Annotated in this window: 8 protein-coding genes; all 8 read right to left on the reverse strand. The window is 32.0% G+C overall.

What is annotated here, in order from left to right:
* Positions 1-16: 16 nt before the first annotated feature.
* Positions 17-1,831, reverse strand: a complete 1,815-nt coding sequence (locus ACX5JI_RS15680) for a polysaccharide biosynthesis protein (RefSeq protein ID WP_459501959.1) — start codon at positions 1,829-1,831, stop codon at positions 17-19.
* 385 nt (positions 1,832-2,216) lie between these two features.
* Positions 2,217-2,876 carry a CpsD/CapB family tyrosine-protein kinase gene (locus ACX5JI_RS15685; RefSeq protein WP_459501960.1) on the reverse strand — a complete coding sequence of 220 codons (660 nt, stop codon included), beginning with the start codon at positions 2,874-2,876 and terminating at the stop codon, positions 2,217-2,219.
* On the reverse strand, positions 2,866-3,564 hold the full coding sequence (locus tag ACX5JI_RS15690) for a YveK family protein (RefSeq protein WP_459501961.1): 699 nt from the start codon (positions 3,562-3,564) through the stop codon (positions 2,866-2,868). Before ACX5JI_RS15690 ends, ACX5JI_RS15685 begins: the two co-directional genes overlap by 11 nt.
* A 788-nt stretch (positions 3,565-4,352) precedes the next feature.
* Positions 4,353-5,234 (reverse strand): UTP--glucose-1-phosphate uridylyltransferase GalU, encoded by an 882-nt coding sequence (gene galU, locus ACX5JI_RS15695; protein ID WP_459501962.1) that lies wholly within the window; start codon positions 5,232-5,234, stop codon positions 4,353-4,355.
* A gap of 201 nt (positions 5,235-5,435) precedes the next feature.
* On the reverse strand, positions 5,436-6,644 hold the full coding sequence (locus ACX5JI_RS15700) for a glycosyltransferase family 4 protein (RefSeq protein WP_459501963.1): 1,209 nt from the start codon (positions 6,642-6,644) through the stop codon (positions 5,436-5,438).
* A gap of 14 nt (positions 6,645-6,658) precedes the next feature.
* A complete protein-coding gene (locus ACX5JI_RS15705; RefSeq protein WP_459501964.1) occupies positions 6,659-9,895 on the reverse strand; it encodes a CDP-glycerol glycerophosphotransferase family protein in 3,237 nt (1,078 codons plus the stop codon).
* A gap of 63 nt (positions 9,896-9,958) precedes the next feature.
* Complete coding sequence (locus ACX5JI_RS15710; protein ID WP_459502043.1) at positions 9,959-11,551, reverse strand: CDP-glycerol glycerophosphotransferase family protein; 1,593 nt, start codon at positions 11,549-11,551, stop codon at positions 9,959-9,961.
* A gap of 160 nt (positions 11,552-11,711) precedes the next feature.
* On the reverse strand, positions 11,712-13,361 hold the full coding sequence (tagH, locus tag ACX5JI_RS15715; RefSeq protein ID WP_459501965.1) for a teichoic acids export ABC transporter ATP-binding subunit TagH: 1,650 nt from the start codon (positions 13,359-13,361) through the stop codon (positions 11,712-11,714).
* Between the last annotated feature and the right edge of the window lie 7 nt (positions 13,362-13,368).

The raw sequence follows: 13,368 nt of genomic DNA on the forward strand, positions 1-13,368 counted from the left end.
GTACTCAAATTGACATTCACACTATGTTTTTCGGAACGGTACGTCTATTTGCCAAATTTAATATCTGTTCCCTTAACTCGGATTTCTCCATATTAGGATACGTGTTAATAATTTCTTCGATTTCTTTTATATAAAGATCTGACCTTTTACCTATATAAATTTTAGGATGTATTTGTTGCTCATGTACTTCTTCTTTTTTTAACAACTCTTCAAAAAGCTTTTCTCCAGGTCTCATTCCAGTGAACTTTATTTGTATCTCATCTAATGAATGTCCTGATAATGTAATTAAGTTTTTCGCAAGATCCACTATTTTGACAGGGTCACCCATATCCAAAACAAATATCTCCCCACCTTTAGCTAATGCCCCGGCTTGTATTACAAGTTTAGATGCTTCTGGAATTGTCATAAAGTAACGAATCATTTTTGGATCAGTGACAGTCACTGGTCCCCCTTGCTTAATTTGCTTTTTGAAAAGTGGTATAACGCTACCACGGCTTCCTAATACATTTCCAAATCGTACAGCCACAAATTTCGTACTACTTGTTTTGTCTAAGTTTTGGATTACCATCTCAGCAAGCCTTTTTGTCGCTCCCATTACACTCGTAGGATTCACAGCTTTATCTGTAGAAATCATTACAAACGTCTCGATTCCATGCCAACTTGCTGCTGTTGCTACATTTGTTGTCCCGATCAAATTATTTTTTATCGCTTCTTCAGGATTACGCTCCATTAAGGGTACATGCTTATGTGCGGCAGCATGATAAACAACTTGAGGATGATATTGACCCATGACTGACATCATTTTCATATCATCCTGTACGTCAGCAATTTCTGTAGTAAAAATAATATCGGTATCACTGTATAGCTCTTTTAATTCCATTTCAATGGAATAGATGCTATTTTCACCATGGCCTAATAAAATCAATTGTTTTGGGTTAAAATGTGCGATTTGACGACAAATTTCAGACCCAATTGAGCCACCTGCACCAGTTACTAAAATAACTTTATTCGTTATAAAATCTGAAATACTTTCAATATCTAATTCAACCGGCTCACGCCCTAATAAATCTTCTACCTGAACATCACGAAATTCATTTACGGAAACCTTTCCAGTCATTAAATCCTCTAGCATCGGAAGAATTTGTGTTTTCATTTTTGTCTTAGAACACTCTTGGAAAATCATATTTAATTTTTCCTTACTAAGTGAAGGAATTGCTATTATGATACTGTCGATGCCCAATTGCTGAACAGTAGATTCAATACGATCCACTCCTCCAACCACCGGTATTCCAAGTATATCCAGTCCGTGTTTCTTTATATTGTCATCAATAAACGCAACTGGTAGTAATTCTGTCTCATTATTATTCAACAGCTGCCGTACAACCATTGTACCTGCAGAACCTGCACCAATAATTAATGTTCGTTTTTTGTTGTCATTATTTTGGATATAAGTATCTCGGAACATCCGCCATAAAAAACGTGATCCTCCGATTAATAAAACATGGATCATCCAAGTGACAGCAAGTAGACGGAAATAAATATCATGGAGCAATATTTGTTGCACTACTGCTGTTGTGATAATAGAAAGTGTAACTGCTTTCAAAACAATGAGTAGTTCGCCTATACTTGCATACTCCCATGCTTTTTTATACAGCTTATAAATAAAAGAAAAAATATGATGGCTAAGAAGCAAAGTCACCGCACTTACTACAATAGGCAATGTTATGACATGGAAATCAGCACTTACTAAAAAGCAACTAAAGAAAATCGTGGTTAATACAATTAGGGAATCTATTAAAATTAATAGAAACAACCTTTGATGATACGTCATAATAAGCCCCTCTCTCAATTTTTTACAACTAACATTTTTATTTATATATATAAAACTAAAGGTTTAAGGAAGGAAATAAATGCATAACTCATATAAAGTTCCTGTCTACAAGATCCTTTAAAAAGACTTTCTAGACAGAAACTTCAAATAAATACGGGCATTTAACCCTCCCTCACATCACGCTCTTGACGACTAACGTCTAAGGTCTTTTAACCCACAGCACAATCGAGTGCCTCCATTGGTAGCGGTAAGGAGACATCACCGTATCCGATACTTTTTTATAGGTAACCTTTCATTCTCTACCGAAGAATGTCCTTCCTCCTTACCCTATGGGCTAAAAAGTAATGTATGAGCATTGCCTGCATGACTAATTTGAATAAACCTCTTATACCTTTTTATTCAAAATAGCTCCTAGAAGCCTACTGTTGCTTAAACCTAGTACCCTTTCTGTTTCAACTACTGCTTCACTAGCAGTTCGATTGCAACTTAATACCAACAATACACCATCACACTGACTAGCTAGTATACTTGTGTCTGTTACTTCCAGAAGGGGGGAAGAGTCAAATAAAATAACGTCATATTGTTCTATTACTTTGTTAATTAAATCTTGCATAGCTGGTAAACTAAGCAGCTCAGCTGGATTATTAACTTCAGAACCACTTGTTAGAACATGTACATTTTTGATTTTCGTCTGAATTACCACCTTCTCTAGCGTTGCCTTTCCCTCTAGAATATTTGTTAATCCCGACTTATTTTCTATTTCAAAAATTTTATGTAGTTCTGAAGTTCTTAAATCCGCATCAATAACTAAGACCCTTTCATTCTGCTGAGCCATAGAAACCGCCAAATTTGCCACAGTAATGGTTTTCCCTTCCCCATATCCAGGAGAAGTAATTAGTATAGTTCTTTTTTTATCCGCTTCAGATACAAACTGAAGGTTGGTACGAATTGTTCGATATTCCTCAGCAACCTTCGAATTCGGAGCTACATGCGCAATCAAATCACTATTATCAAGAGGTCGACTTTGTTTTTTATTAAGAATCAACTGTTTTCCCTCCTACGATTACACTTTCTTTCTTACTGTTTTTATCTAATATATTATTTTTTTTCATTTGAGAAACACTTCCTAAAATAGGGATCGGTAGTAACTTTTCAATATCACGTTCCGACTTAACCGTGTCATCAAGGGAATCCAATAAGAAAACGAGCCCTATACCCAATAGAAATGCAGCAGCCATGGCCAGTTCTATTGCACCTGTATGATTTAAGTTTACTGGTGAAGGATTTCCTTTCTCGTTTGCTTCTGTTAAGACACGAACACTTCCGAAATTCATAACAGATTTTGCTTCTTCTTTATAAACATTTGCTGTAGCATTAGCAATTTTGGCAGCCTGCACTGGATTAGTATCTAAAGCTGTTATAATGACAACTTGCGATTCTTCCACCTTTCCAACACTTATCTGTCCGCTTAATGCGCCCGCTGATTTTTGTAAATTTAGTTGCTGAGCTACTTTTTCTAAAACAACGGGTTCTTTAATCATCACTTTAAGTGTACCCATTGCTTCAGCATTTGCCGGAATAAGGATCCTTGCGGAAGACGAATATAAAGGTGTTTTCATAAACAAGCTGTATATCCCACCAACGAATCCGGCCAATATGGTGAGTACTGCAATAATCCAAAATCTTCTTTTTATAATATTAAACAAGTTTTTTAAATTTATTTCCTTCTCCATACTTCCCCTCCACTATTATTTAATTGATTCAAAATGAAGTTACATGTATATTAAACAACATCATTTAATTTACATCTGAATATATTTACAAATAAACATACGAATATACACATCTCCACTTATTTAAAAATGTACAGAATCAATCAAAATTGTACATTTTTATCCTAGCGTTAACGTGTATACTTAAATTATTATATATATATTCAACATATTTTAATACAAGATAAGAAAATTGAGCCTTTCAAGTATAAATTTGATTAGCAAAACAAACGTTTTGTTTCATTAATCATAATATACTCATATATTATTCATTTTAGTTCTTGATAATACCCCCGTCAATATAAATTTATACGTCCAATTCACTCTCCCCCTAGAATACCCTATTCAATTCCCTTCATATAAATTCACACATAATCTCATAAATAATTATTTCAAGGAAGTAAAGATCGGATAGTCATATACATATTACCAAATTTAATTTTTGTGACGGTATCTACATGTCCGGCAACTGCTCTTATAAAAAGTTTTAAAAACAATTGTTACATTATAGGATTAAAATCCCTTATTAAAAATAAACAATAGTATCCTACTATAAGTAACTTGCAATCATTTATGAATAAATGAAACAATATTATCCCCTTTCAAAGATTACTGAAAGGGAAATAACCTTAGAAAATCCAATTTCAAAACTAACCTAGACTTAACTTTCCCCAAACATATTGGCTGAAATCAAAAAAAAACCCACTTCTAATAAAATAGACTTGAGTTCTTTTTTGTATCGTTAAAAATTAGTTACAAACCTTTTCATTTTCTACTAACTTTTCCATATAATTTAGTAGCTCTTTCTTTAACTCTTCATGCTGCAATGCCATTTCAATAGTTGTTTGAATGAAACCAAGCTTTTCTCCAACATCATAACGTTTTCCTTCGAAATCGTATGCGAATACACGCTGAATTTCATTTAAACGCTGAATCGCATCCGTTAACTGAATTTCTCCACCTGCTCCTGTTTGTTGATCTTCTAAGAACGTAAAGATTTCTGGCGTTAACACATAACGTCCCATGATTGCTAAATTAGATGGTGCTGTTCCTTTAGCTGGTTTTTCAACAAACTTACTCACTTGATAACTGCGATCCTTTTGTTCTAACGGATCAATAATGCCATAACGATGTGTTTCATTCTCTGGAACAGTTTGAACGCCAATTACTGATGATTGTGTATTCTCATATTGATTCATCAATTGACGTAAGCATGGCGTATCCGCTTGAACAATATCATCACCAAGTAGTACCGCAAATGGTTCATTCCCAATAAATTTACGAGCACACCAAACAGCATGTCCTAGACCTTTTGGTTCCTTTTGACGAATATAATGAATATTGATTTTTGAAGATTCTTGTACTTTTTCAAGAATTTCATATTTCCCTTTTGAAAGTAGGTTTTGTTCTAGCTCAAAAGAATGATCGAAATGATCTTCAATTGCTCGTTTTCCTTTTCCCGTTACAATAATAATATCTTCGATTCCGGACTCAATTGCCTCTTCAACAATATATTGAATAGTTGGTTTGTCAACAATCGGTAACATTTCCTTTGGCATTGCTTTCGTTGCTGGTAGGAATCGCGTTCCTAATCCTGCAGCTGGAATAATGGCTTTTCTTACTTTTTTCACTGATAACCCTCCTAGTATTCTAAAACATATTTATATAAACCATAAATTTACCTACTATAAAAAATATCAAACAATTTAATTACAATGCAAAATAAATCATTTATATATTCCCTATTTTAATTTTATGATTTTTACCTCTTAATATTTTCGACACTATTATTCTATGACTACAAATATTACTAATACAAAATCAATAGAATATTATATCGATATCCCCGATAATACCTTTTTACTCTGTTTTAACTTTTTTTGCACTTGCTCTTCTAAAATATTTTCCCACTTATTACCAACAACATTAAAAGTATATCTGTCAACATTCTGTTTAGCCTTACGACCATACTCTTTTCTTAATTCATCGGATTCCATTAAGGTCATTAACGAATTAGCAAGTTCATCAATATTTCCTTCTTCTACAAGTAAGCCATCTTCTTTATTTTTTATTATTTCGACAGGTCCTGTACATGCAAAACTTACACAAGGAACCCCTACTGACATGGCCTCAATTATAACCATGCCAAAAGGTTCGTATCTAGAACTTAAAACATAAATTGATGAATTAAGCATTTCACCAATAATATCGTTCGTTTTTGGCATTAAGAAAATATTATTATAAGCTTTATGATCAAAAATTTGTTGTCGAAGAAGTTGTTCATCTTCTCCCGAACCAAATATTTTCAGCTTCCAATCCGGATATTTTTCTATCACTTTAGCAAACGCAGGGACTAAAAGATCAAAACCTTTCTGAGGTACATATCTACCCGCAGCAATTACTACTTTTTTGTCCAATTCAGCTGTTTCTTCAGGAATTGCTGTGGCATTTTCTACTTTATATAACTTTACTCCAGTTCCCTTTAATAGTGATTGATAGTCGTTAATTTCTGAATCTGTTAGGCATGTTAAAGCATCCAATTTCCCATAATATTTTTCAATTTTATTTTGTAAGCATTTTTCATGGCCACCAAAATACTTATGTTCCTGACCAATCTTGATTACATTATTACTTACAAATCTAGCTGCTAAGATATTAAATGAAGGTATTGTTGTAATTAAAATGCCTTCATTAATCTTTCTTAGCGCAGCAATAATTTTAAAATCGACAAAAAGATTAAACATATGATATAAATCTTCACTTTTATCTATGAAAAAACTAGGCATTTTCATTAAAATTTTCTTTATTACTTTCTGATACAGAGGTGTGTTTCTTCCGAATAACTTTCCTCTTCTAGCATCAAAAATAGGAGTAAGCTTTACTTTTTTATCAATATCAAACATCGGTTTTGCACTCGTTCTTCTAACACTTACAATCTCTACATCATAGTTTTGAGAGACAAAATAGTTAGCAGTATTCACAACTGTCCTTACAGTTCCTCCCATTCCGTAAATATTATATACAAGGAAAGTAATTTTCATCCTTCTATACCTCACTATTTCTTTATTTTTTCATTTGATATTTTTTTTATTTCTTTATAAATTCGTTCAAAGTTTTTTTCATCATCGTAAGCATAATACTTTTTAGATTTAATAAGATACTGAGACTTGTATTTAAAATCATTCTTAACGTATTCGCTAATGTATTTTATTACTTCTTCTTTTTTATATGCTATATCTCCAACTAAATCTTTATTTAAATCTACATAAGACCCTCTGTGTTTCAAATAATCATTCACATCAAAATGATAAAAGATTGTTGGCTTTTTCAAGTAATTAAAATCAAAGACAACGCTTGAGTAATCCGTAATCATTAAAGAGCTATTTTGAATCAGTTCTTTTACACTCTCTTCACCAAGATTAACAACTTGTATTCTTTCATTTAAGTTTGCGAATTCATCCTTATACTTCTTTTGTATTTCAATATGAGGGAAGAATTTGAGTACTAAATTATTTTTTTCGAGCAAGTCATGTAATCTTTTATCTTGTAATAACCCATGATAGTATACAAAGAAGTCCGACTCTAAAAACCCTTCTTTTGAGCCAATTATCCACTCTCGCCATGTAGGCATAAGGAGAATTTCCCTAGTCTTTTTATTCTTACTTTTATCTACTAGCGAATCAAATCGCGCTAAACCTGTAGTCATTATTTGCTTCTCTTTAAAATTCATTTCATTTATTAAAATGTTCTTTTCATGCATAGAAGAAACAACAAACTTTTTAATCATCCCATTATACGATTTTCTATTGAACTCTAACTTTTTCATTGCAATAATACCATGTTGTAAGTAAATAATTGGCTTTGTGTTACTGCCCATTTTAGGATGAACAATATTTGGAATAACATCTCGAATTCCATGACTTACAATAAGGTAATTACTTAAATGATATAGGCAAAGATGTTTAAAACTATCGTAGCGAATAACCCTATCTTTATATGGCTCTAGATTATCCATATTCTTATTTTCCGCTTTACTTACATAATAATAGTCTTCTGAAACATTCTTCTTAACACATGATTCAAAAAAGGCAAATCCGTTATCTTGCGCAACTTCTCCTAAATTCTCCCCGATAAGCCATACTGGCTTCTTCCTAAATTTGCTCCATACTTTAGCAATCCCTTTAGCCATTAAGAATCGAACTTTTTCCTTTTTCTTCTCATGTGCTTTTAAGTTTCGCGTTTCAAACGACATCACCTTACTCTTTTTATCAAAGAATATAGAGCCATATAAATCACTTCCAACTTTTATTGCGTTCGACTTAAAAGTTGCATTTTGATTTATGATGTTTATATCATTACACGATACCTTCGTTGTAATGTCATTATTATTAACTTTTGCAGCAAAACAAATATCCCATTTCCCTGTATTATAAATTTCATTTGTTTGTAGAAGGGATCTATCAATATGAAATTGATACTCATTCAACTTATTTTGCTTACCATTTTGTATAAAAGTCTGACCTGTTGTTCTTTCTTTAAAGATTAACCTTGTATCTCGAACTTCAAATTGCTCTTCCACTATTGAACCAATAACAAGGTCTATATTATCTCTTCTGGAATCAACTGTAATACAATATGCTTGTAACGAATTTTGTACAGCTACCGATAATTCATTTTGATTTGTGTAATATGGCTGAATTTGCATTGGATACCCATTGATATTTTGGTTTAATGGCGGATAGATAATTGCTTTTGCTTTATTATCTATATCGTCTAAGTTAGAATCCAAACTAAATTCAATACTATGCCCATTACTCTCAATATGGATCATAAGCTTTAAATTCAATTCACCATAGCGCTTAATATCGAATGCATTCCAATTATATGAACTATTAAAATAATATCCCTCATCTTCTTTTACAAACTCACTTATACATTTTATTTTCAATTCGAGAGACTCTTCATACAGATACACGTTTTTTACAACATAATCAATATCTGGAATGTCTACAAATCCTTTTACTATCAGATTACTAGCCTCATAATCAACACTGATTACATCACAATATACTCCTTCATCTCTAATCAATAATGCTAGGCTATTGTCTAAAGTCACATATGGTCGAATTCTCTTTATACCACTAGATTGATTGTAAACTGTCTTAGGAATAATCACAAAATCCGATTTAGAACCTACATCTAATTTGACTTTACCTCTGATCTCCTGTATTTCAAAGCTTATAAATACATCCCAAATTCCTTTTTCTTCAAAGATATTCTCTTCTCCAAAATCAACAATTGATTCAAAATATTTGTCTGTTACAGAAATAGAATGAGATTTTTCTCTTTTGGTATCTCGGTGAATAAACAACAACTCTGCTCTTTGATTTTCCGTATCTATGGAGCTTAAAAATTGAACTTCGCCTTCAATAATTAACTTATTTTGATCCAATTCTATATTGTCAATTTGAGTAGAAACCATTTGTTCTGTATTCTTTTTAATATTCATAACTACTTCATATTTATCATTACAAGAAAACACATGATAGTATAATTGATCACGATTACTAAAATAACTACCCACTACTTCATCTACTTTTGTGTATTTAACCTTTATTGATATAGGCTTATCATTAAAGGTTCCTGAACAAAACATTTCCCAATTGCCATCATATAGTGGATTATCTTGTAACTTTAATATTGCTTGATATTCATTTGTATGATTGTTCACTTTTAAATCAATTAGTTTCCTAACTTCGTTTGTAAGGTTATTTTTCAAGAACAACTCTTTTAAGCATACTTCCTTACGTTTAAACTCTGGTGAAAAATCCCCTAGTATTAGGAGGTCTTTTTCTTTATTTTCACTAACTTCAGTTACAGAAACGCTAATACTTACGGAATCTTTTCTACTAAACTCAACAACTTTTTCAATCGAATCACTAGTATTCAATTGAAATACCGTTTGTTTTTGACATATATAGAAGTCTTCCTTTATATTGTTATATATAGGGATAAACATTATGTCTCGATCTAATTGTAAACAAAGATTTAATTTTCCATAATTCATTATTTTTGATAGCTCAGAAATTGGTAACGTATATACCATTCTATCTTCATGAAATTCTGCGCTAGATGACAATAATTGCTTTTTCAAACTTCCTTTTTGAATAAATAATCCCTTTATTCTCTTATAAATTTCTTCAATCTTTCCATCTGTTTTCACGGAAATATCTAACTTAACATTTCCCTTTGGAATATTGTTTATTTCTTCTAGTAACAATTTGACTTTCAATTTTCTCTCTCCTTTCTTCTACTAACAGTTCAATTTATCCATTAACCACATAATCTTCAGCTATTACTTTAATTGATTAGCTTTTTCAAATAGCCCTTCCGCAATCCTCTTTGAATTATCTTGATCGACATATGAAAATAAGCGATTTCTAAGCAATGTATACTTTTCTTTTTCCTTAAATCCATTATTTATATAAAAGGTTAGCAATGGTATTAGCTTCTCTACATGGTCACACCTATCTCCAAACAAGTCATGCTCTACATCTAAATACCCATTTACCATACCGTCAAATTGAAAGAAAATAATTGGCTTTTTTAAATAGTACATATCCCAAGAAACACTAGAATAATCTGTTATAAGCAACAAAGATTCCATTATCAACTCATTAATTTTTATATCCCCATATTTAACAAACTGTACATTCGGGGTACGACATCGGAAATAATGAATAGAATTATGAATTCTTGGATGCATACAAAATTTTAATATAATGTTATTTTTCTCTAATTGTTCAGCTAGTTTTGTATCATTTAGTAGCCTTTCATATTGCCTAAAGAATTGACTATTTAAAAACGCTTCCTCTGATACTTCATCTAGCCACTCACGCCATGTCGGCATCAATAGAATTTGCTTTCGCTTCCCGCTCCTATTTTGCAAATGATCCCACCTTGCTAATCCACTCACAATGACTTCATCTTCTGTATAATTAAAAAATTGTTTTACAATTTCTTTTTCGTATGCGGAAGATACGCAAAATAGATTCGTTCCATTGGGACTACCTTTTTTAAAAATTGAATCTACCTTTTTCAAGCCTAATACACCATGTTGTAAAAAAACGTGTTTTTTATCATGAATAACTTTCTTTAACGTTCCTCTGTTTTCTTTCCATATATAACAGTGTGCTTTTGACTCAGAAGATATCATAAATGTACTAGCAAGGAGATAAATCATATGCTTAATGCTCATAAAATCAATAACTTTATCCTCATATTGCTCAAGCATCTTATAGTCGTGGGATTTTTTATTAATTACATAATATAGGTTAGGAATTTGCTTATGATCATAGCAATATTTAAAGAAATAATAAGCGTTATCTTGTGCGGTTTGACTAAATTTCTCATATACTAATACAATGCCTCTTCGATCCCAATACCATTTGAATGCATAGTATATCATTAATGCCAACTTTTCTTTCAAGGTATATTTTAACTGGTCATAAGTTCCCTTTTTTCGATATTGTAAACTGAGTCCACCTTTAACAGTCACATATGGATACACTACATACCCATCTTCAGTATGATGGTCACGCTGTAAGCGATTGTTTATCTTTTTATTAACAATATAGCTAGGATGTTTAACTCGATAACTTTTAAGTTCATCAGATTTCAAATGCACATAAAAATCCCAAAAAAATGGACCTAGCTCAATTTGACTCAATTCTACTTCGAAGACAATCTTTTTTTCAAATTCATTTACATTACTTTCTTGATACGGGAGATGATAAAATTTATCTTCTCCCCTTTTTTTTAAAGTTACATCCTGTGTCTCACATTTACCTGTACATTTTATTCTAATAGCAAATTGCCACTTTTCTTTTCTCTTCTTAAACGATGTTATTCGCATTTTAGCAATTAATTTTCCAGAGGATTCTACCATTCGCTTCACTCTTTCCTCAGCATTTCAACGGATTAAATTGATATAGTTAAATAGACGCTACGCACCTTAGACTTCTAAGTAATCTGTATGTTATAACTCAATTATGAGCGATGTACGAAGGGTTTAATTCTACCGGAACCATATAAATACTTCATTTCATTTAATTAACATGTAAAAATACAGATAACTGATTAACAGTTATACCGTCTATGGATAAGAATTTAAAGTCATATTTATCAGAGCGATATATAAACGATGCTCCGTCTTCACTTATTAATTGTGCTTGACCTAACTTCTCCAACATCGCAGCTTTAGGGATAGACATATTCTGCATTGTCACTTGTTTTACAGTGGTCTCATTGTTATATAGAACAGTGATATTTTTATAACTATTCACTGTGCCTTCCAATAAACTTTCAATATTTTGCGGCTTTCCCATTATATTTTGTACATCTTGTTGCGTTTTTCCTAATAAAGATATCCCACTTTCAAAATCTTGTTTTGAGCCTGATAGCTCTTTTAAATTGTTAAAGAGATCCTCATAATGTAAAGCTGAGTTAAAAGGAATCGTACTAGACACACTCTCACTAATCCAGCCTTCTGTCCCATCTTCATATACCATTTTCAACCAATTTATATCGTTTTCCTCATCTTTTTGCTGTGCCTTAACAATAAATGGTGTACCAAATTCGATCATGTTTATTTGCTCACCATTTAAATTTGGCGTACTTCTGATACGTGCTTTTGCTGACTTCACATATCGCACATCTAATTCTGCTAGTGGAGTTTTTTTCTTTTCACTAGATACCATTTTCTTTTTACTTACTGCTTCCGCTTGTGGGGACTGAAATAACAAGTCTTTTTTCAAGTAAGCTGTACTGCCTAATCCTATGCATAAAGCTAATCCGGCCATAGCAATTACATTTTTTTTCTTTTTACTACTTTTTCTTCGTTTTAATGCACCGTATTCGTATACAGGCGACTCGATGTTTATATTTTCAGCCTCTTTTTTCTCAATCTCCTCACCAGCCTGTTTTCGTTGTGCTTCTTCTTTGAACTTTTGTTGCTCCTCTTTACTCATAGCACGGTATTCTCTTAAAAACTGTTCGTATTTAGGCATTACATCTTGCATAGGCCCATAATCCTTAATTTCACCATATTCCAGCCACAATGCTTTGGTACAAAATTGTTTCACTTGTCCTAATGAATGACTCACGAAAAAGATTGTTTTCCCTTGTTCTTTAAATTCATTCATTCGCTTTAAACACTTATCTGTAAATGTTTGATCACCTACTGACAATGCTTCATCAATAACTAAAACGTCTGGATTAATGTTCACAGAAATTGCAAAACCAAGACGAGATTTCATACCACTAGAATATTTTTTTACAGGCATATCAATAAACTTGCCAATATCGGCAAACTCGATAATCTCCGGTGTTAATGCTTGAATTTCTTCTTTACTTAATCCCATCATCAAGCATTTCAATTCAATATTTTCCCGACCCGTTAATTGGTTATTAAGTCCGGCAGCTATAGCAATAAGTGCTATTTTTCCCTCTATATCAATAGTTCCTGTTGTAGGTGGTGTAATACCAGCAATTAAATTAGACATTGTTGATTTACCAGATCCATTTACGCCAATAATACCTATTACATCACCTTTTTGAGCCTCAAAACTTAAATTTCTTAACGCATAAAAATCTTCACCAAATCCGCCAGGATACATAATATCCTTTAATTTATCAGAACTTTTACTATGCATTTTATATTTTTTTGTTACATTATGAAACTTCACTGAATAATTCATTTTTTAC

The organism is Bacillus sp. C1, assembly GCF_054570475.1.